Here is a 21,425-nt window from a genome sequence, read left to right on the forward strand (position 1 = left end):
GGGCTTTTGGCATTAAACAGTGGCGAATCAATCATCGAACAGCCCAAATAGCACCCTTAAGAACCATAAAATCAATAAAAGCCTGAATCCGTGGTGAAACTAGTCGTCGTTCTAAATAAAGCGCTGTAAAAGGCACTTCGGGCGGTCTGTAATCAGCCAAAATTTCTTCTAATTTACCCTCAGTTAAAGCGTTTATAGCCATAAACCCAGGCATTTGACTAATACCCATACCTAACATAGCAGCTTGACCTACAGCTTCCCCATCATCAATAGTTAGTGTACCCGTGAAATTCCTGCGTTCAATTTGTTCATCAATAGTAAAAAACCAAGGTACCAGACGACCCGTTTTGCGATTGCGGAAATTTAAGCAGTTGTATTGAGCTAATTCCTCCGGATGTTGCGGTCTTCCATAGCGTTCTAAATATTCAGGAGTCGCACAAGTAATTAAAGGGTCAAGAAATAACCTTCTGGCAATTAAATTAGCGCTATCAGCTAATTCTCCAACGCGAATTACTACATCAAAACCTTCAGCAGCTAAATCAACGTCTCTATCATCAAGAGAAAGGTCAACGGATATTTGGGGATAATCTCTTCTAAACTGAGCTAATAAAATTGTTCCCCACATTCTCCCATAGGCTGTAGACATACTAACTTTCAGTCGTCCACTCGGTTCTGTTTTCGTATCTTTTAACTCTTGAACTAAGTCATCCATTTCTTCTAAAAGTCTTTGAGCTACTTCATAAAATCTTTCCCCTTCGTTAGTCAAACTCACGCTGCGGGTAGTTCGGTGTAGTAGTTTAACTCCTAACTCCTCTTCGAGTTTCGCGACTGCTTTACTAGTAGCCGGAGGAGAAAGACTTAATACATTCGCAGCTTCGACGAAGCTTTTGGTTTGGGCAACTCGAACAAAGGTTTTGATATTACTCAGGCTTTTCATCTCTTATTAGTGAATAAAAGTAAATAATAAAATAACTTTTAGCCTATTTATCTTACTTTATTTAAAGATTATTCTGTATTTAGAAACAAAAAAGGAGACAAAACTATGAATTCACAAGAAGTTGTTGATGCTATTGCTCAATCCGAACGCATCGGTCGTCAAATTTACAAGGGTTTTAACGAGCGCAATCTCGACCTCTGGGATGAAGTAATTGCTTCTGATGTGGAAGTACGTAGCACTGTTGGCACAATGCCATTGATTGGTAGAGAAGCACTCAAAAATTGGGCTGCTCAATTCCAATCTGGATTTCGACCTCGATTGGATTTGGTAGACGAAATTTACGGTGTAAATCGCGCTACCATCGCTGTTAATTTGAATTGGAAGCATGACAAGGAATTTTTTGGATTAGAACCCACTGGGAGAATGGGTACTTCAATTGAGTATTTTATTCTTTGGATAAATAACGGTCAGGTAACGCGCTTTTGGGTAGCAGACCATACGATGGATTTGACTATGTATTTGATTCGCGAACGGGGAATGCACTATCCCCAGAATTTTATCCCAGAACCAATTATTCGCGGTTTGGAAGCTAGCAAATTTGATTAATCAGAAAGTGCAAGCAATTCATTTTTACTGACAAAGAAATTTTCAACTATTGAGCTTACAAAGCAATATAACTATGAAAACCATTCAAGTAACCGAACATGGTGCGGCAGATGTTCTTAAATTAATCGAAACAGAAATTCCCCAACCAAAGCCCGGACAAACTTTAGTTAAAATCCACTATGCAGGAGTAAATTTTATCGATGTAGCGATGCGTCGCGGTTGGTATCCCAATCCACCTGTTCCTACTCCCTTTATTCCCGGTCCTGAAGGGGCTGGTGAAGTGATTGCTATCGGAGAAGGTGTAACCGAGGTAAAAGTAGGCGACCGCGTTAGCTTTATGCAGGAAGAAGAGGCTGGTTTAGACCGTGCATATGCTGAATATATTCCTATTGCGGCTTGGAAACTAATTCCTCTTCCCGATGATATCTCTTTTGAGACGGCAGCAGCTATGACAGCCCAGGGTTTAACAACCCACTATATGATGAACGATTTTGTGCGGCTTGAGCCTGGAAAGACTGTCTTAATTCATGCAGCAGCAGGGGGAATGGGTTTAAATCTCGTCCAGTGGGCAAAACATCTGGGTGCATTTGTTATCGGTACTGCGTCTAGCGAGCATAAAGCACAAAGAGCTTTGGCATTAGGGGCTTCGGAGATTATTAACTATACCCAAGAAAATTTTGTCGAGCGAGTCAAAAAATTTACTGATGGTAAAGGTGCAGATTTAATCATAGACGGAGTAGGTAAAACAACCTTGTCAGGTGACTTTGAAGCGGTTGCAACACGGGGACATATTGTGACCTACGGAATTGCTGGTGGTATGCCAGACAATATCAATCCTTTCGATTTACTTTATCGTTCTCGAACTCTTCATGGTGCAGATTTATTTGATTATGTTGCCAATCGTGAAGAAAGAATTATGAGAGCTAATGCAGTTTGGCAAGCTATTAGGGAAGGATGGCTCAAGCCTCAAATTTCTCAGATATTTCCTCTAGAAGATGCTATAGCAGCCCATCAGCTTATAGAAGACCGTAACAACATGGGCAAAATTTTACTCAAGATATAGCGAGCATCCAGTTAATCAATTAATGAAATAAAAAAGGAGATTTAAGATGAAAATCGGTATAATCGGCGCAGGAGCAATTGGTAAAAAATACGGAGAATTGTTTAAAAGAGCAGGTCATGAGGTGATGTTATCGTCTCGCAATCCTGAGAATATTGAGGCTGGTAATTATCAAATAGGTACCGTTACCCAAGCAGCAGCTTTTGGCGAAGTTATCATTCTAGCCGTAAATTACCGCACAGTTAACTCGGCAATTGACCAGATGAAAAATCACTTTGACGGTAAACTGGTAATTGATACAACCAACCCGCTTTATAGCGATGAAAATGGCAATTTGAAGCAACTTATTGGAGAAAATGAAGTTGCTGGTGTAGTGATGCAGCAGAAAATCAATACTGCTCGTGTTGCCAAAGCTTTTACTACGTTATGGACTGGATATGTAGAACAATACAGTAATGTTCTAGAACCAAGCCTTGTTATGACCTACGCTGTGGATGAAGAGAGAGATGAGCGGGTAGTCAGACAGCTTATCGAAGATTCGGGCTTAATTCCCTTCAAAGTTGGAACTGTAGCACAATCAAGTCCTCTTGACCCAGGTAGTCCGCTTTGGAACGTTAAGCTAACACCCGAACAAGCACAAGAAAAGCTTCGCACTTTGAGAACAACTGTTAAAGCATAATGCAGGTGCTTGAATTATTAGCTTGTTTAACTAATTCTAAAGCTATCAAAAGCCCCCGTATTTTATACGTGGGCTATTTTACCCTTCGGGTATCTCCCTCCGGGAGACGCTACGCTAACAACAGTCGCACTCTGCGAGAAAGCTTCGCTTACATGGGGGAGACCACGCCAGTTCCTACAACGGAGCGCCACTTGCTACAACCGTCGTGTTCCTCGGCAACGCAGTGGCTTGGGAACCTCCGCAACGGACTGGCTCCCCAAGACCGCGCTGTTTCACGTAGGTGCGCGTAGTTACAATGATGTTTTGAAATCCGCTACAGCTAAATCAACAAACGCTCTGACTTTGGGTGTCATGTAACGACTGGAGGTAAAAATCGCAGACACGGGTACGGGTACTCTTTCCCAATCTTTGAGTATTTGAGTCAGTCTACCCTGGGAAACTAATGGTGCTGCCTGAAAATGCGGTAACAAAGCAATACCTAGTCCGTCTGCTGCTAAATCTCTAGCTGCCAAACTATTGTTAATTATACATAGCGCTTCGCCAGTAATCTCCTGCCTTTGTTTACCCTTCACTAACAACCAGACAGGTTTACCCTTGGGAGAAAACATAATCAGCGAATGTTCTGATAAAGCTTGTAAAGATTCGGGTTCTCCCCGCGCATGAACGTAGGCACAACTTGCGTACAAACCATAGCGAATGCAGCCCAAAGGACGAACAGATAACTCCGAATCCACTAACGGTCCTACCCGAATCGCAACATCAATACCTTCGTGAATCACATCTACTATACGATTAGAAAAATCTGCTTCCACCTGCACTTGGGGATATCGTTTGAGATATTCCGATATCCAACAATTGACTCGCATTAACCCAAACTCCGTTCCTGCGGTTACTTTAAGCAGTCCGCGAGGCTCTCCATGAGCTTGAGCAATACAGGCTTCTGTCTCTTCCAATGCATTCAAAATACCACAAGCTCGCTCGTATAAATCGCGACCAATTTCAGTGATGCTTAAGCTTCGGGTTGAGCGTTTTAAGAGTTGTACACCCAAGCGTTTTTCTAAGCGACTAACGACTCGGCTAACGTGTGCTTTGTCTTTATCAAGCATTTCACCTGCTGCGGTAAAACTCCCAGCATCAATAACAGCGCGGAAAATTTCGAGGGATTCAAGGTCGATTGTTGATTGCATAGTCAACAGTCTATTGCAATTTTGGGTATTTATCAATCCAATAAAACTAGATAAAGTTTAGTCATGGATGCAAAAACAACATTCCAATCCAAAGAATTTAAACAAAAAGAGGTCATTATGAGTGGACAACAAACTCAACAAACTCTCCAACAAAGATTACACTCAACATTAGATAATCCGAATCAGCCCTTTGCTTTACTTACCACCGTTCGTGTCAAAGACAAAGCAGCAGGTGACCGTTTGGAAGCAGCAATGCAAACCGTTGTAGAGAAATCGCGTCAGGAAGCAGGGAATATTACCTATCACGTCAATCGCGATGCTAATGACCCAACCATTTTCTACTTTTACGACCGTTGGAATTCAATTGATGCTGTTGATTTCCACGAACAAACCGAATATTTCAAAGCTGGATTGGTGGTATTGAAGGAAGTCATTGCTGAGCCACCAACAACAACCATTCTGCAAATTGCTTACTAAGACAAAGAATAATATCAATACGTACTGTCTTTAGTTGACCGTTCTCGCATTGTTGCAGGTTTCATGATCTTCGATTTTATTCGCGATCGCCAACAATTATTGGAACGAAGCAACAAAGTATTTGAAGCTTTTAGAGCAGGAATTATTAATCCCCAAATTGCCAAGACGTTTCCCCTCAAAGACGCAGCACAAGCTCATCAAGAGCAAGAAAACAGCAAGCGAGTTGGTAAACTTCTGCTCAAGGCTGCTAGTTAATCAAAACCCGAAATCAGTCTTGTGGAGAAATTGAGATGAAAACATTAACAAAAATTAAAACAGTACAAAAGTTTCTAGAAGCACAGTATGCAGGTGATTTTGACCGGGCTTTTCAATCCTACGCTCAACCTGATTTTCAATGGATTGTCGGTAGTAGTGATAATGAAATCCTGCGAGAAGCAATTCCTTGGGCTGGTTACACCCATAAAGGTAAAGAAGGCTATATCAGATTGACGACGCTATTGTTTTCAGAATTTGAAGCACTTGAATTTGAACCAAAACGCTATAACGATGCTGGTGAAACCGTTTTTGTCGAAGGTCACTTTACCTTCCGTCATCGTCAAACCGGAAAAATCGCAGATAGTGACTGGATTGCTCGCTTCGATATGCGAGATGGTCTGATTGCAGGTGGTCAATTTTACGAAAATACCGCTGGTGTTGCATTAGCCCGCAAAGCAGCTTAGAACAAATACCGTACAAGAGTTACAGAAACTAGAAAAAGGAAAATACCATGAAAAGCATAACAATTGATTTAACGGGTAAAGTTGCATTGGTTACTGGAGGTACGCGAGGTATCGGTCGAGCCATTGTAGAAGATTTAGCAAATCATGGCGCAACAGTTGCTTTTACCTACGTCAACAGTGTCGATAAAGCAAGGGAATTAGAACAAGAGCTTGCTAGTAAGTCTAAAGTCAAAGGATTTAAGTCAGATATTTCCGATATAGCCCACTTAGATGAGCTTGTTAATTCGCTAAAAGCTGAATTTGGCTCCATAGATATTGTAGTAAATAATGCTGGTAGCTTTCTCAGCAAATCCTTTGAAGAGATGACAGAATCTGAATATGATTGGTTGTTTGGAACCAATGTCAAGGGAGCGTTTTTCCTCACCCAGAAGTTACTTCCGCTATTAAGCGACAATGGACGCATCATCAATATGTCATCAGGTAGCACAAAGCATCACGTACCTCAAACAAGTGTATATGCAGCTACTAAAGGAGCAATTGAACAATTTACTCGGATGTGGTCTAAAGAATTAGCTCCCCGCAACATCACGGTAAATAGTATTCTCCCCGGTTATACCGCTACAGACTGGGTTAGCTATGTACCTTCCGAGCAAAAAGAATCGATGGCAAGTCAAGCAGCATTAGGTCGTCTTGGCTCCGCAGAAGATATCTCGCAAGCAGTTCTATTTCTCGCATCTGATTTAAGTAGATGGGTTACTGGTCAACAAATTGCTGTTGATGGTGGATTGTAATCCAAAACAATCAGAAATTCAGGTATTACTGTCAAAAATTTATAGGAGAAATCAAAATGAAAATTGGCATTATCAACGCAGGAAATATTGGTCGTACATTAGCTCAATCTTGGTTGAAAGCAGGTCACGAACTCAAACTAGCAAAAGCTGGAGATCAAACTAAATTAGAGAATTTTCTGAAAACAGTGGAAGGTGGAACTAAAGGTAGTGCTAAAGAAGCTGCTGAATTTGGAGATGTAGCTCTATTCTCAGTGTACTGGGGTAATCTAGATGCAACCTTAGCTGAAGTTGGCGAACTTGAGGATAAGATTGTCATCGACACTATGAACCCGCTTAAAGTCACTCCAGAGTTTGAGCATTATCACGATTTGGAGTTTATGAAATCGAATTCAACTTCTGAAGAATTGCAAAAGCGACTTCCCAAAGCTCGTGTGGTGAAAGCATTTAGTACAATGCCATCCAATTTACTAGATGCTAGTCAATGGGCTAAAAATCCAGTTTTACCTCCTGTATTCATCGCTGGAGATGACCCAGAAGCCAAGAAAATTGTTGCTCAACTTGCGCGAGATGCTGGTTTTCAATCTTTTGATGCTGGAGAACTTGCCAACGGTCGTTATATCGAACAAATGGGAGTGTTGTTACACCATGTAGGTACCCATCAGTTTCGAGGTGACTACGGAAGACTTGCTCCAACGTTTTTACAAGCTTCAAAAATAGAAACAAGCGAAGTTTAGTTAAGCAGAACCTTCTCAACCCTCGTCGGAATATTCTCTTCCGCACAAGCTTTCAAAACCTTAATAGCAGTTTTATTGCTCTTAGTCGCGAAATGCTCCCATATTCTGAGCCAATCATTACAACTAAAAGTATGTACTTGTACTACTCCAAGTTCGGTAATAAATCGACATTCGATAGGTTGGTGAGATATCTTCATTTTAGAAAGCATTCTAGCTTTTTTAGGTGAATTATCCATCAACCAATCATAATTCATTTCAATACACTGCAATCCCTGTGCATATGAAATCCGATATTCTCCAGTTGCTAATACCAAAACTTCTAAATTAATCTCATCGTTAAGTTGAATTTGAATTGGATTTGCTCTTTTTACTAAAGAACTACTTTTAAAAAAACAGGGATTTGGTAAAACAAAGTTTTTCTGCGATTTAAAATTTAATCCCTCTATAAAATCTTCCCATTCTTCACGACATAGAGATAATCGATGATGCTTTAATTTACCTCCTTCGAGAAGATGCTGTAAATAAGTTGCGATTGCAGGTAAAGTAATTGCATTAATAACAACTTTAGAAGGAATTTTGACATCTATTGTTTCTAAATTATTGGATTGCACAAAATCTATAACATCCGCTTTCGATTGTCCAACTAATCGTGCGGTTTGACGAGCGCTCATTACTTTCGTACCGTCTGGAAGTCGATAAGTCGTCCAATAATGATGTCTCCATCGCCACCTAGATAAAGTCGTGTTTGGTATTTTTAAATTACGATTTGGATAAACAATTCTTTTTGAACGGTTACTTTCTACTGGTTTCAGAGTATTAGATAGATTCATAATTTGTGATAATGAATTTAGAAAAAATGCTTTTAGCGTTCTTCCATCTAACCGTTTTAACAATCTCGTATAATAACTAGATTGTTATCTTCTCTTACTGTTTTTGAGTAGATACACCCGTTTATATTATTTCAAATTTTGTTGATTTTATATTTATCGTTCTCAGCAATACGAATCAGAAATAATTAGCTTTTGATATGCTATTAAACACTGATTTAACTGTAGCTTAAGTTAATATGAATCAACCAATACTACATAAATATTTAAATATTACATTTCGATTTATTGTTTATATTTTTACTTTAAAAATAAATATTATTTGACCTATCTTGACACAAATTTGATGTGAGAAAAGACAAAACAACGGTCAATAACTATTAATCCCTTCAATAGCTATCGACCGTTAATATAGTAAAAGCTTAATTATTAGTGTATTTTAAAATTAAATCTATATTTTTAGCTTCTTGCTTTTGACCTTGCTGTAAATAAAGGGTTTTAGCATAGCGAAGGGATTTTTTACCTTCCGCTATATTTTTCTGACAAATTAGACTCATACCTTGCCCTTCATAGCCTAAAGCGATTTTGGAATCAAGAGAAATTGCTGTTTGAAAAGATTTTTGTGCATTCTTGCAATTAGCTTGATGCTTTTTATTCTGATTTTGTTGAAACGGTGGTATTTCATTCATCAGTTCGTAACCTCGTTCAGCATATTCCTGTGCCGTTTCAGGTTGCTTCTTAACCTCTGGTTTCTGAAAATTCTCCGTTACCGATTTGAACCAAAGGTCTACACCTATTATCATTCCAAACAAAGCAAACCCTAATATGTACGACAAAGGATTATTACTCATCAAGAATGATAATATTGTCATTTCATTGCGTTCTCTATTCCAACGTGGCATAGTTTTTGACTCCTTGACGATGTTGTAATTCTTTATTCCAGGTGGTTTTCGGCTGTAACTGAATTGAATGAGGTAAAAGCTTTTGAATGGCGATCGCACTTTTACCAGGGATGGTGATAGCTATATTTGGTACATTTCGTAGAAATCTTACAGGTGTATGAATGTGCTGCTCTACCGAGTCAATAGATAAGTAAAGAGTTCTGTCTGTATGAGGAGCGTTTAATATAGCTAGAGATAACGATTCAATTGGTGAAGCAGTTAACATTGCTGCTGTTATCGGATTATCCGACATTCTTCCCATACTCAGATGAAACCAACCACCAGAACGTTTACTTCCAGGATATAAACTAAAAGTATTCGCGGTATTTTTCAATGAGTGTAGATAAGCTCCGGTATTTTCAAAAGAAAGGTTTCGGGCTAAAAATACGGCGTTACTATTACTATCTGCATATAGCAAACCACGCTGATTAAGTGTCTGTGTCAATTTGTGGGGAATACAGTAATGGTTTTGGAAATATTTTTCAACTTCTTTCCAAAGACTTTTGTCGGGTACTGGTGGTACGAATATTTTTGTCGGATATTGATGTGCAATGCTTAAGGCTTTGCGAGCTACTTGATTAGTCACCGCAGCTAGCATCTGTTCCTCTCCGAATTTATCGCGTAACCAGATAAGTGCATCATCAAATTTACACTGATTGACTTGCATCACTAAGTCGATAGCGTTAGTTTTGGACAACCATCGGTTATCTAGATTTATCCCTAATTCGTAAGCAACCAAACCTAAAGGCAATTCTTCACGTTCAATAGTTGTTTTGAGTATTCTTAATTCTGACTCTAATTCTTGGCGAAGTTTTTCGTTCTGTGTTGCAGTTCGCTTCAATTCGGCGAATTGTTTGAGCAAGCGAGAACGTTGATTGAGTTGGTAGTTAATTATTTCAAACTCAGGATTCAAAACTTGAATGATTCGCTGTCGGTATTCCTCGCTAGATTCAGACATCCTAGTTTCCGGAAGAAAGCGTTCTAAATTTATAAGTTGTGAATCTTGATTTACGGCAGCATAGTATTTTTTGAGCGTGGTATAAGTCGCTTTACTACCTTTAATCCCGCGAGAGATTCCAAGATGTTCGACACCCCTTCCGAAACTATCTTGTAATTCGGATAATTTTATTTTTCCACCAAACAATGCCCGACAATTGAGCTTACCTTGCTCGTCCAACGGCACGATATAAGCGTGAATATGAGGTGTAATTTCGTCAAGATGTAATTCTGCTCTAACTACTCGTTCTTCCCAAGAAGAATACAACCAATTAACTGTTGCTTCCACGAAGTTATCTAAGCGTTGTTTGTCATAAGTTCCTGCTTCTTGAGGTGCATTGGGACGGAAATAGGAAGCACTTGCACTGAGCAACATTTCTATTGCAAGAACGGCATTTGAGCGGATTTTCTGCGAACCGATTGCATGTCTTACTAAAGTTGCTAAATCTAAATTGGAAGAATCACCAATAATTCGTATATTGGTTACTTCTGGGTTTGCATTGGGGGTATCTCTTTCTCGTGCGGTATGAGCTTCATTACCCTTGAGCATTCCCCAGCTTTTGATTTTCTGGATTTTACAGACGGCTAGCGGTATCATCGCTTTTGATTAGTTTTTATCTTCTTATGAATTGAATTTGCTATTCGGAAGCAAAGTTTTTGAATTTACGCAGTAAATGCAACTAAATTTTACCCTTAAAACAGGATTTTTACCTTACGTATGAATTTAAAACTACATTTATAAGTTACATATACTCTATGTATTTCCTTCTAATTAATCTGATTTAACAGCAAAGCTTATGTACTATTTTTAGCATTTACTGTTTTAAATTAATGTAATTATACACAAAATATTTTCTGTCTTTGTATGCTTAATATTTAGTCATAGCAATAGCTACAGTCTTTTAGTAAATATTTCTTCTACTTAAACCAAAAATAATTTTTAATACGATGAGTTTTTGCTGTAAATTCGAGAAAAAAGAATCTTCCTATTGCTAGATTGCCGCTTCTACTCCTCATTCGTTACTAAATAGAAAGATTGTTAAAGTTATCGAGAATTAAAAATGTTGAAAATTAAAACTGCTAACCACAAATCAATCTTGTTTGATTTATTATTTAGAGTGATAAGCATTGTTAATACCGATTCTAATAAGACGCTTGAAATAAATTTATTGAACGAAAACTGGGGTTTAATTTCAACGCAATAATTATTCAAGCCGCAAATAAAAAAATTGTGTAGTGTGTTTACAAATGAACTTTACAAATGAATTTACAAATGAACTTTACAAATGAACTTATCAACAGGCTGGAATATGTTTGGAGCGAAGTAAACCGAGCTAGATGATTTTATTATTTTATTCCAATACAATTACGCTGAATTTAGAGCCAAAAAGACGACCTATTAAAACCTCAAAGCATTGCTATAGGAATTTTACAACGAAGTGGTTCTCAAAAACTATGTAATAAGGATTTGGTGAGGAATATAGGAGGTAATTTACTCAAAGAAGGGTATTAGATAAAATTATTAATCCCTCATTTATCCCTCACAGCTTACTTGTTTACTACTCAATATTTACTCGCAATTTCTTCTTCATAAAACATGGGTAAAAATAATCGAAAAACAGCACAAAAAAATAGTACTCCGGTTCAATTAACTCTCGCGGCTGATATTGGTGGTAGCGGTTTGAAAGCAATTTATGCAAGCACTGACGGTAAAATTGGGAGTTTATTTATGGAACCGGAAGTAATTGCAGTACCCAAAGCTGCTATTGATGACTTATTACAAAATAATTTAGGAGTATGCGAACCTACAAATGCTGCTTGGGTGGGATTTGGAGGAAAGTATGCAGCGGTTGGATACTTAGCTGCATCGCGCTTTTATGCTAATGCTGGATTGAAGGAGCTTAAGTACGAACGAGGTTTGTACAAAGTGTTGGCAACCATTTGGGTGTTGTCGCAAAAGCTGAAGTTGAGCAATTGTTTCAAATTCGATTTGTGTGTATTGCTTCCAGCTAGCGAATATGAATCCAGAAAGAAATTTGAAAATATTCTGCGCTCCCTTATCAAGAACTTTGAAACCCCTTCAGGAAATATGTCACTGGAGTTGGGACGATTTAATTGTTATCCAGAAGGTGCGGGAGTATTTTTACTTCATTCCAAGCGAGTAGGAGTAGAAATCGGGCAGCGCAAAAGCGCAATAATCATGATTGGATATCGCAATGCTTCAGTCTTGGTAAGCTATCGGGGAGCCTTAGACAGCGGTAAAACTTCGGATTTAGGTATGGTGCGGATGATAGAAACCGTTATGACTAAAACCAGTGGATTGTCGGAATCAGATTTATGTAAAGCTATAGTTGCGAGCGGGTACGATATCAGCCCTACTCCTTTGTATAAGTTAACTCGCAGCACTACAGTTGCGGCTCGTAATGAGGAAGTAGCAATACTTGTAAAGGCAATCAAAGAAGCGAAAAATCTTTATATTGCAACACTCATATCCTGGTTAAACAACGTAGTTCCCCGCGATGTTGATGAAATTGTGTTTTGTGGAGGTACGGCAGATTATTTGAAGAAAGAACTTAATTCTCGTTATTCTGCTACACCTTGCATTTGGCACGGTGGGGTTGTAGTTCCCGATGCTGTAGATACGTACAAATTAGGAACGAGACTTACAGATGCTTATGGGATGTTTTTGTATTTCATGTCTGGTTCAAATTCTGTTGGTGAGGTAGCGTAAGTTGAAGAAACGGAGAGTTGATTACAGCATCAGATTTCAACCTTTTGTCGGAACTCCAGAAGAAAAAGTCCTAAATTATCTAAGACATCACCAATTGAATTCTGCTAATGCTTTGATAATGCAGGCAATTCGTCCTTACTGGTTGCCTTTAGTGTTACTTGAAGATGATGTAACTCCTTTGAATGTTAAACAACAACTAGGTAGAGATGCAGTTAGAGAGTTGTTGCTTCACGCTGATTATATTTGCTCATCTTTAGGATTGAAGCGGTTTTATAACTTACTTACAAGTGATTGGAATTTAGCTCAAACTAATAAATCTAATGAAGTTAAACCAGAAAACAGTTCTAATATTTCTTATAAAAATGAAACAAAGCTTGTCGGACAGTTAGAAGTGGAAGTAGGGAATGGGGAATGGGGAAGTCTGGGTTCGTTTTCTGAATAAATTGTTGTCACTTAAGCAGAGGTTTATCAAATGAGCGATACAGCAGAAAATCAACAACCAGAAAAAAGAAAGAGAGGTAGACCTAAGAAAAATACCAATTTCTCGAATGCTTCAAATAATAATTCACAAGGTATATCTATAACCATGCAAGAAAAACTTCAAATAGCTGAAAATTCAGATGCTGAGAATGGAATTAACCCATCTGGTGAAGCTTCTGCTCAAGATTGGGCAAAAGAATTGGAAGGTGATTCAAATTTACCCCATACAGAATTATTACAATCAAATACAGATGAAGATAAATCAGAAATTTCGTCTCAACATGAACCTGTAACTACTGCTCCAATATCTATTAACACTAATAATACTGCTAGCAATCAAGAAAAATTAGTCAAAATTCCCACAACTATTCATATTATAGACGGTGAAAAAGGAGGCGCAGGCAAGTCATTTGTTAGTAGAGCATTAATAGAATATTGCGCTTCAATAAAGCATAAAGTAGCAATCGTTGATGCAGATAAAAGCAACGAAGATATTTCTCAGATTTATGATAACGTGCATTCTGCTTTCTTTAGCGATGATGATAAGAAAGCCAATCAAGCCGACCACATTTTTGATTTAGCATTTGAAAAATCAGTGATTGTCAATTTACCCGCTCAAGTTTACTCAAAGGTGACTGACTGGATAAAGACGAATGATTTGGATGAGATAGGTAAGGAATATCAAATTACTTTTGTGAAATGGTTTGTATGTACGGGAGGTGTAGATTCTGTTGATTTCTTTATCAAATCTCTGAATGATTTGGGAGATAGAGTAACTCATGTATTTGTGAAAAATTTGGGATTATGCTCGGAGTGGGATTATGTAGATGAAATGCCAGATTTTCTCACTGCTAAAGAGACTCATAAATTTAAAGAGATGGATTTCCCAAAATTTCCATTCTGGGAACGAAATGTGATTGATAGGTTAGGAATTACTTTTAATAGTGCGCTTTCTCATCCTGAAATAAAGGTGATATCGAGACAGCGAGTCAAGAATTTTCTTGCAGAAGTCCATACAGCGTTCTCCGAGACGGGATTGGTTAAATGACACAGGAAGTTGCTCCTGATGATAAAAACTCAAATCGGGAAGAAAATGATCAAGTTAATAAGTTTCTGGCTGAAGCTTTGAAAGGTAAAAGCGAAGGGTTTAAAAAGCAGGTATTGAGTTTTGCTGTGAGTTGTGGTTTATCCCAAGATGACCCCTTATTTCTGATTTTGGTAGCTACCGGACAATTAGAAGTAATGTTAAAAGATGCGCCGGAAGTTCTACAAGTGTTGTTTGAAACTTGGAATCAAGATTTGGCTCGCAATTTACACCAAGTGGAAAAAGTTGCGGTAGAACGTCAGAAAGTTGCTATCGATAGAGCTGCTCACGCTTTAATTCGTAAAGCACAGTTTACAGAAAGCAGAAAACTTTTAACTTCTGTACTTCCGGCAGGTTTATTATTATTTTTCACCCTGGGAGTTGGAGCAATTTTCGGAATTTTAACGCCTCCCTGGATTGCTGGGATGATAAGCGGTGGATATACAAAGGTGCAATCAAGTACTTTAACCTGGGATGAGTTGGAAGCAATGAAATGGGCGATGTCTAGGGAAGGGAAGTTTGCTAGAAATTTGATTGATTGGAACAGGGGTTATTTGGACAATGGAGAATGCATTAAAGATGCTCAGAGATTGGGTGTAATTTTATCTCAGTACGGACGTAAAGCGAAGTCAGGACATTGTGTTGTTTGGGCTACTCCACCGACAAAGCGTAAGTTTGTAGAACCATAAGAGGCAGGGGGCAGGGGGCAGGGTGCAGGGTGCAGGGGAGAAGCATTCGTAGGTTTAAGAAATCATGTCAATTGCTCTAGAATATTTCTGTACTAAAACAGGTAAACCGATTGAAGTTGATGATAAACCTTTAATTGAGACTTTAGAAAATACTGCTGCGGAGTATCTTTATGGTAATGATGTTAAGTGGAGTATTGGTATCGTTTATCCTGGAATTTCAACCGAGGATGATTTGACTAAGCATCAAGATAAGTATCTTCAGTTTTCTAAGAAAGACCGACTGTACTTTTCCGATAAACCGGGATTACGGTTACAAATTTTTGACGAACCACATTTTGGTGCTGCATACGGTTCTTTACTATTTGGCGAATGCGAGTATTTTTCCGAAGTCGAAGATATTAAAGTGTTAATTGTAGATGATGAAACTGGGGAGTGTGGTGGGATTTTACCAGAAGAACAGGCTTTGTTACTTGTGGGAGATGGGGATGGACGGATTGACCATAAATTACACGAACAATTGGGCAATATTCCTTCTACTCAGTTCCAGGTTAGAGGGATTATTAAATCCCAGGAGGGAATCAATGCAAATCAATCCATTAAAGGCACTTTAGCACCAGTTAATCTTTCTAATATTGGAAGCGGTTATGATTTAGTGCTTTCTAAATCTCAATTGGGTAAGGGACGCAAAAATAAACTTTATAACGAAAAAACCGGGATAAGAATTAATCGACAAACAGAAGTGGAACCTGGAGAATATACTCTTACAATCGGTATTGGTAATCGCGAAAATGCTCGCACCCTAGAAGCTGCAACTGGCGCTCAATATTGGGTAGGATTGCCTGAAGGTGCAAAAAATGACGCTTTACCCAGGGTACAAGAGCGTTTAGCACAATTAGATAGTATTGCGAATGACCCTCGTAAGGTTGCACTAGATTACATTCAAAGGGTGGAAAGAAGACTCGCAGGTGATTTTAAAAGAGAAACCGGGACTAAGTTAATCCATGATTTTGATTTAGATGATTTCGGAGATGTGATTAACGAAGCTTTTGGAGATAACGACACTGAATTAATGTATCAACTTCTGAAAGCTGATTTAGAAGGACATTTGCAAATTATTGAAACACCAAAAGTTATTAACTTTTTATCAGAACATCTTCAGGAACAATATAGAGATTGCGCTACTGGAAGAGTTATCAAATTTCAGTCTTCGATGCTGATGACCTGCAACAGTTTGAAAGATTGGGAGATTTGCGATCGCACTAAACCCGAAGGTGCGAAAGTCTTATATCACCGTCCCCCAGTTGGTAATACAAACGTAATGGCAGTACTTACGAATCGCTTATTGGAAGGAGAAGAAGTCAATCCCGGTAGTATTCAACTTAATCGTCGCACAGCAGCGGCTCTTAATAGTGACTGCGATGGTGATAAACCTTTAACTGCATTGGCTCAAGATTTTCCCAGCACCACCCAAGAAATTCAGTTCAAGACTCAACCGGAAAACCGCTATCCAGAAAGTGTTTTACTCCAAAAAGCAGCTTACTGTGGAAGTTTTGAGAAGATAGCTTTGGAAGCTGCTCATGACAACATTGGGATTGTAGCTAACTTAGCTATGAAAGCAATAGCAATTGAATCGGAGTGCAGTCAAATTCCTGCCAACGAACAAAGAACATTTTTAGCAAATTTATCAGCTAACCTTGCTCGATGCGCTTCTTATGATTTACCTAAAGAAGCAGAACATTTACGAGAGTTATTAAATGATTTTAGCGAATATAATCGTCGTCTAAACTTTGAAAATCAAAGTTCAAATAATTCATTTCAAGACTACTTAATACCACTACAGGAACCAGAATTAAATAATACTATTACATCCGAACAAGTTTCGGAAGGATTAGCAAAAGCAAGACAGCTATTTCATCATTTATCTGGTGTAATTGACCAACAGTTAAAAATTGAAGGACAAAGCGGTAAAAGTGCGCTGCGTAGTGACCCAGAAGTCATAAAATTATGTACAGAATTATGTGCTTATCCTCAAGTTTACGCTCTTGAAGACCGTAATAAAAAATGGGCTTATCTAGATAAGCCGATTAGAAGTAATTTACATACCGCACTTGATTTATTAGTTCAAGAAACTAACCAGCATTTTGAAAGTAATGTTCTTACCCCTCGTCCGCTATCTCAATTTAGAGATTTATTTAAAGATATTGATTTTAATTCTTCACAGCTTGAGATTGCAACAACTTACAAGCAAGAATATGAAGGATTAATTAGAGCAGCGCACGATATTAAGCAACAAGTAGAAATAAATCGACATCAACCGAATTTAAGAATGGTAGCCAAATCTAAGAAGGGGAATCAAATAGAAATTCGATTGAATCAAAAAGATACCAAGCATCACCAAGCTTATTCGCTCAATAAAATGCAAATTTCTCTACTTAAAGATAAGAATCACTATAAAACCTTTGCTGTAGTACCGGGAGAAACTACCATAAATAAACGTGGGGAGATTGTACCAGCAAAAAAGCAGTTGGGATTGTTAGCGGAAGCTTCTATAAGTGAGAATAAAGAGACTTTTCAAACACTACATCAAAAGAACAAAAGTAACTGGATTGAACTTGGTAAACTTGATATTGATATTAACCCTGCTCTTAATTCTTCTCATGAGAAAGCTGCTTTCAAATTAGCCTATGAATATGCTGCCAAAACTAGAGAAAATATTCCAGAGAAAGAAAGATTAGCCATAGCAGCAGCGATGTGGAATCTATCATCCAAACGAGTAAAAGAAGAATACGATATTAATAAGCGTGCTGGTGCAGTTTTTGCTATTTTTGGAGAAGAGATTAAAGAGCAGCTTAATCAACTTCAGTTTACCGAACTTACAGTTGTGGGAACTCACAGAGATGCTTCCGAACACAAAGGGAGAGCTTGGAAAGGGGAGAAAGTCCCGATACAAATTGAACTAGCTCCCAGCTATATTGATTCATCATCCCAGGGACGTTGGTTAATCGCAGAAGGGAAAAAACTGGGAATGCTTTCACCTTCCTATGCTCAACTTCCAATAAATGCGATCGCCAAAGCTACCATAACCAGTGAAGCAAGTACAGGGGTGATTATTACTACACCAAAAGGCAATTCAATTGATGTGAATAAGTTAAAATCGGGAGCTTTTGCTGATGTGGATTGGAATAAACAGGTTTATCAAGCTATTGTAACCATTTCCGTTAAACCTAGTAGAAATCCTCAGAAACCAGATATCGGAATTGCAATGATTAAAGACAAGAAGTTAGGAGAATTAAAACCCGAATCATTTGAGAAACTTACAGCAGTATTGAAAGCTCATAATATTCCGATACAGGGTTACACCGTCAAAGGTAAAATTACCGCTGCTCCACCTTCAGCAGCAAAAGTTGTAGTTGATGCGAGTACGGTAGAGTATCCCCAAGAGTGGAGTATAATTTCACAGAATGACATAAACGAAAATAAACTTTTATTAGCACAACAAATTCAAGCTAATCGTACATTGGAAGTTGCACCAATTATTCATGCTTTTCTTTCAACTCAGGACAAAACAACGGTAGCAGGGAAGTTAAATACAGTAAGCTGGAATCCACAAACGCAAGAGATTACTTTATGGACTAATGGTTCATCTAATCCGAAAATGCGAGTTAAATATTCCGATGGGGAGTATCAAGCATTGTCAATTGGTAATACTATTGAAGAAATTGAAGCTAATGGTTTAAGCGAAGCAGATGTTCAACACTTTCAACAGATAGCACCTTCTATTTTCGCGAGAATCGCTGGAAAACAATCGGTAAAAATAGATAATAATATGGAAAATAGTTACTAATATTTTCGCTTAAATTTAATTTATTACTAAAAAGGAGGATTTATAAAATGACTCAAAAGAAAGAATATATTTCGATTCGTAATCCTTATCAAGACAAGACATCAGGGGAATTATTGGCAGAAGGTAAGCTTGATGTTGACCAACTATATTATCCGACCAGTGATGACTTAAAAAAAATGGCAGAACGAGATAAAGAAAACGAAGAAACTGAGAAACTTGTTAATTCTGAAGAATTTAATCAAATGATTGAGGAAAATAGAAATAATCAGGATTCTGAAGACATAGAATTTTGATTTGTTTACATTTTAAGAGACGCTTATGGAAAGTTACCACAAGCGTCTTCTGATAAATTAGTATTCGCTTGCAAGCATTATCGTCATTACTCGAAATGTTTTATCAACGTTGTATGGTTCCTCTGAACCAATACCTTGTTGATATTTTTGTCGGTCAAAGTAATCTATTTTAAAGAAAAACTTTTCATCAAATAGCTCTATCTTACCCATATCATGTTCTTTCCAAGGGTCGTTATTTTCATTGAAATCGCTAAATTGCTTTACCGCTTGAAGTAATTTTTGTAGCTGATTTGTATTTAAACAACCGACGACCTGCGTAATGACTACTTTTCCTAGCTTGGCATCAAATGTTTGACGAAATTTATCGTTAAGAGCGCAGATTTGAGCAGTTGAGTTTTTCTCGGTTTGATTTGTCATTGTTCTCACCGTTATTTTTCAACCCGGCTTGCTCTATATTTAATTTTTAAATAGAAAAAAACCTGTGTCAAATAAGTAAATCCCAGACACTAATAAAAATTTTGTCACAGCAATAATTAAAAGATTTTGCTTGCGCTTTTATCATATACAGTTATTATAAAAAATGCATTTAAAATTAGGAGTCAAATTAGGTGAATAGAATAAAGCTAAACTGCACTTGATAAATGCGTATCACTAGTAAAAAAAGATGACTTGAGTTAGGAAGGCTGACCATAAATTTAAATAAATAGTCAAAGAATATACATTTCTATGTTTAGCATAAAACGAAGAGATTTCTGTCGTCATATGATATTGGGTTCAGCTTTTTTCGCTGGAAGTATAGCTACAAACTCTAGTTTTGCAATAGATTCTAATTATTCTCAAAATAAATCGCGTTATAAATGGGTAGTTTTATATTGGATGCCATACGATAACGACCTTGTGCGTTTTGGTGAACCAATTGTTGAAATGTTAACCCAAGGTACGCAAAACTCGGAAAATTTGGTAGTGGTTCAATCAGATTATTGGGGCGATTCAAACATGCGTCGTCGCCTATTTAGTAATGGAATTGTAAATGAGATTGATATAGCAGGAGAAGATAGTAGCGATGTATCTGCTTTTCGGGATTATCTTAATTGGGCAAATCTAAATTTTGAAGCACAGCATTGGGCAGTTATTATTGTTGGTCATGGTGGAAAAATTAACGAGGTAAGTCCTGACGATCATAAAGCAATTGATAAAAAGCGAACGTGGATGGGGGTTGATCAATTTGCAGATGCGGTTAGTAGTTTTAATCGGGCTACTAAGGTCGGAGTGGAACTGCTTTTCTTCCAAAACTGCAACAAAGCGACATTAGAAGTTTTATACGAAGTTAGAAATTGTGCTAGATATACTCTTGCTTCTCAGCTTGCACTTGGCGCACCTAATTACTACTACAAAGGATTTCTCAACCGTTTAAAAGATCCATCAGTTAAGGGGCGTGAAGCAGCTATAGCAATTATGGATTCTGAGCGAATAGATATGTATCACACGCTTACTTTAGTAGATAATCAAACTGTTAAACTCATTCCAGAAAAACTTTCACAGGTACTCAAGCGCATTATTAACAAAGGTTTGCCAGCAATCAAGCAATCAGAACTCTCAACTTACCACTATTCTGGCGAACGGCATTGCGATGCACTTTTATTGCTCAACTATCTTTCAAGAACTAACAATCGAGTTCAAAATGAACTAAGCGATTTTGCTGAATTTCTGCTTTCATCAGTTACCGTGTATTATAAAGCAGGAGGAGAACTCTATGGTAGCTTTTATAAAAATACCAATTTAGAAAAACTATGTGGTATGAGTTTATATCTTCCAGAAAATAAGCAGGAATTTTATCGCTATTGTTCACTTGATTTATATCAAGAAGTTGCCTTAGTTGATTTATACAGAAAAATATTTAGCGTCTGATTGAATTCTTAATTTTTTCTTCTCTTAAGTACTTATTTATCCGTACTTTAGAAGATTTATCTGATTGATTCGGCTGAATTTTATCATCTCTTGCGTACATTTTATGAAGTTGACTACACTTGTCTCTTTTTTTTGTATAGCTTAAGGCTGTTGTAAAATATCAAGCATCGCTTGCTATCAACATAATGTTTTCTATCTCTACAATAGAATCTAGTTCAAAATCATTAGGTAACATCAAAAGCATCCAACTTTTATAACTGTAATTAGTTGATTTTGTTAATGGATGATAATTAAACAACTCGGTAACAGCTTCGCAGAAGATATCCATTCCATGAGCTTCTAATATTTCCTCTAATTTATCACTACATTCAGAAATTTGATTTGGATTTAACTCAGAATTAACTTTCATGATTTTATGGTATTTAATAATGGTTTTCATCCT

At 37.6% G+C, this 21,425-nt stretch carries 22 protein-coding genes; 15 read left to right on the top strand and 7 right to left on the bottom strand.

The genetic code is table 11. The features are described 5' to 3' along the window. Positions 1 to 31 precede the first annotated feature (31 nt). Positions 32 to 937, bottom strand: a complete 906-nt coding sequence (locus RIV7116_RS23710; RefSeq protein ID WP_015120865.1) for a LysR family transcriptional regulator — start codon at positions 935 to 937, stop codon at positions 32 to 34. Positions 938 to 1,042: 105 nt separating this feature from the next. On the opposite strand from RIV7116_RS23710, the gene RIV7116_RS23715 reads away from it, so the two are divergent. The 3 genes from RIV7116_RS23715 to RIV7116_RS23725 all read left to right on the top strand — a co-directional run bounded on the left by RIV7116_RS23715 (position 1,043) and on the right by RIV7116_RS23725 (position 3,282). Continuing rightward, a complete protein-coding gene (locus RIV7116_RS23715; RefSeq protein WP_015120866.1) occupies positions 1,043 to 1,543 on the top strand; it encodes an ester cyclase in 501 nt (166 codons plus the stop codon). A 73-nt stretch (positions 1,544 to 1,616) separates the two neighbouring features. Next, positions 1,617 to 2,606: a quinone oxidoreductase gene (locus RIV7116_RS23720; protein ID WP_015120867.1), complete on the top strand. Its 990-nt coding sequence runs from the start codon at positions 1,617 to 1,619 to the stop codon at positions 2,604 to 2,606. Positions 2,607 to 2,652: 46 nt separating this feature from the next. Then, the gene (locus RIV7116_RS23725) at positions 2,653 to 3,282 is read left to right on the top strand and encodes an NADPH-dependent F420 reductase (RefSeq protein WP_015120868.1); all 630 of its coding nucleotides are present in this window, start codon (positions 2,653 to 2,655) and stop codon (positions 3,280 to 3,282) included. 290 nt (positions 3,283 to 3,572) lie between these two features. On the opposite strand, the gene RIV7116_RS23730 is transcribed toward RIV7116_RS23725, so the two are convergent. After that, positions 3,573 to 4,469, bottom strand: a complete 897-nt coding sequence (locus RIV7116_RS23730) for a LysR family transcriptional regulator (protein ID WP_015120870.1) — start codon at positions 4,467 to 4,469, stop codon at positions 3,573 to 3,575. Positions 4,470 to 4,586: 117 nt separating this feature from the next. On the opposite strand from RIV7116_RS23730, the gene RIV7116_RS35155 reads away from it, so the two are divergent. Genes RIV7116_RS35155 through RIV7116_RS23755 form a run of 5 tightly spaced genes read left to right on the top strand, consistent with a single transcriptional unit; the run spans position 4,587 to position 7,190 of the window. Further along, entirely contained in the window at positions 4,587 to 4,946 is a 360-nt protein-coding gene (locus tag RIV7116_RS35155) for a putative quinol monooxygenase (RefSeq protein WP_085977725.1), read from the top strand. 48 nt (positions 4,947 to 4,994) lie between these two features. Next, positions 4,995 to 5,201, top strand: coding sequence for a zinc-binding dehydrogenase (locus RIV7116_RS23740; RefSeq protein ID WP_256380850.1), 207 nt, complete (start codon positions 4,995 to 4,997; stop codon positions 5,199 to 5,201). Between the two features lie 35 nt (positions 5,202 to 5,236). Then, positions 5,237 to 5,665 (top strand): nuclear transport factor 2 family protein, encoded by a 429-nt coding sequence (locus tag RIV7116_RS23745; protein ID WP_015120872.1) that lies wholly within the window; start codon positions 5,237 to 5,239, stop codon positions 5,663 to 5,665. A 47-nt stretch (positions 5,666 to 5,712) separates the two neighbouring features. Beyond that, the gene (locus RIV7116_RS23750) at positions 5,713 to 6,456 is read left to right on the top strand and encodes an SDR family NAD(P)-dependent oxidoreductase (RefSeq protein WP_015120873.1); all 744 of its coding nucleotides are present in this window, start codon (positions 5,713 to 5,715) and stop codon (positions 6,454 to 6,456) included. A 56-nt stretch (positions 6,457 to 6,512) separates the two neighbouring features. Continuing rightward, positions 6,513 to 7,190 (top strand): NADPH-dependent F420 reductase, encoded by a 678-nt coding sequence (locus RIV7116_RS23755; protein WP_015120874.1) that lies wholly within the window; start codon positions 6,513 to 6,515, stop codon positions 7,188 to 7,190. Here RIV7116_RS23755 and RIV7116_RS23760 read toward each other — a convergent pair. The 3 genes from RIV7116_RS23760 to mobV form a co-directional block, all read right to left on the bottom strand. After that, positions 7,187 to 8,020: a hypothetical protein gene (locus RIV7116_RS23760; RefSeq protein WP_015120875.1), complete on the bottom strand. Its 834-nt coding sequence runs from the start codon at positions 8,018 to 8,020 to the stop codon at positions 7,187 to 7,189. The genes RIV7116_RS23755 and RIV7116_RS23760 overlap by 4 nt on opposite strands. A gap of 419 nt (positions 8,021 to 8,439) precedes the next feature. Next, positions 8,440 to 8,919: a hypothetical protein gene (locus RIV7116_RS23765; RefSeq protein ID WP_015120876.1), complete on the bottom strand. Its 480-nt coding sequence runs from the start codon at positions 8,917 to 8,919 to the stop codon at positions 8,440 to 8,442. Continuing rightward, complete coding sequence (gene mobV / locus RIV7116_RS23770; RefSeq protein WP_015120877.1) at positions 8,903 to 10,552, bottom strand: MobV family relaxase; 1,650 nt, start codon at positions 10,550 to 10,552, stop codon at positions 8,903 to 8,905. Before mobV ends, RIV7116_RS23765 begins: the two co-directional genes overlap by 17 nt. Before the next feature lie 999 nt (positions 10,553 to 11,551). Here mobV and RIV7116_RS23775 point away from each other — a divergent pair. The 6 genes from RIV7116_RS23775 (at position 11,552) to RIV7116_RS23800 (ending at position 19,075) form a co-directional block, all read left to right on the top strand. Continuing rightward, positions 11,552 to 12,685: a ParM/StbA family protein gene (locus RIV7116_RS23775; protein ID WP_015120878.1), complete on the top strand. Its 1,134-nt coding sequence runs from the start codon at positions 11,552 to 11,554 to the stop codon at positions 12,683 to 12,685. A gap of 1 nt (position 12,686) precedes the next feature. After that, the gene (locus RIV7116_RS23780) at positions 12,687 to 13,127 is read left to right on the top strand and encodes a hypothetical protein (protein WP_044291150.1); all 441 of its coding nucleotides are present in this window, start codon (positions 12,687 to 12,689) and stop codon (positions 13,125 to 13,127) included. A 30-nt stretch (positions 13,128 to 13,157) separates the two neighbouring features. After that, on the top strand, positions 13,158 to 14,213 hold the full coding sequence (locus tag RIV7116_RS23785) for a chromosome partitioning protein ParA (protein ID WP_015120880.1): 1,056 nt from the start codon (positions 13,158 to 13,160) through the stop codon (positions 14,211 to 14,213). Then, on the top strand, positions 14,210 to 14,938 hold the full coding sequence (locus RIV7116_RS23790; protein ID WP_015120881.1) for a DUF6753 family protein: 729 nt from the start codon (positions 14,210 to 14,212) through the stop codon (positions 14,936 to 14,938). Before RIV7116_RS23785 ends, RIV7116_RS23790 begins: the two co-directional genes overlap by 4 nt. A gap of 64 nt (positions 14,939 to 15,002) precedes the next feature. Then, positions 15,003 to 18,782 (top strand): hypothetical protein, encoded by a 3,780-nt coding sequence (locus RIV7116_RS23795; protein WP_015120882.1) that lies wholly within the window; start codon positions 15,003 to 15,005, stop codon positions 18,780 to 18,782. Positions 18,783 to 18,829: 47 nt separating this feature from the next. Next, positions 18,830 to 19,075 (top strand): hypothetical protein, encoded by a 246-nt coding sequence (locus RIV7116_RS23800; protein WP_015120883.1) that lies wholly within the window; start codon positions 18,830 to 18,832, stop codon positions 19,073 to 19,075. Positions 19,076 to 19,132: 57 nt separating this feature from the next. Here the strand turns inward: RIV7116_RS23800 and RIV7116_RS23805 are convergent, their stop codons facing one another. After that, positions 19,133 to 19,492, bottom strand: a complete 360-nt coding sequence (locus RIV7116_RS23805; RefSeq protein ID WP_015120884.1) for a DUF3768 domain-containing protein — start codon at positions 19,490 to 19,492, stop codon at positions 19,133 to 19,135. Between the two features lie 309 nt (positions 19,493 to 19,801). On the opposite strand from RIV7116_RS23805, the gene RIV7116_RS23810 reads away from it, so the two are divergent. Continuing rightward, on the top strand, positions 19,802 to 20,983 hold the full coding sequence (locus RIV7116_RS23810; RefSeq protein ID WP_015120885.1) for a clostripain-related cysteine peptidase: 1,182 nt from the start codon (positions 19,802 to 19,804) through the stop codon (positions 20,981 to 20,983). A 160-nt stretch (positions 20,984 to 21,143) separates the two neighbouring features. Here RIV7116_RS23810 and RIV7116_RS23815 read toward each other — a convergent pair whose 3' ends face one another. Beyond that, a complete protein-coding gene (locus tag RIV7116_RS23815; protein WP_157229319.1) occupies positions 21,144 to 21,422 on the bottom strand; it encodes a hypothetical protein in 279 nt (92 codons plus the stop codon). Between the last annotated feature and the right edge of the window lie 3 nt (positions 21,423 to 21,425).

The sequence above is a fragment of the Rivularia sp. PCC 7116 genome, assembly GCF_000316665.1.
In the GTDB taxonomy this organism is placed as follows: domain Bacteria; phylum Cyanobacteriota; class Cyanobacteriia; order Cyanobacteriales; family Nostocaceae; genus Rivularia.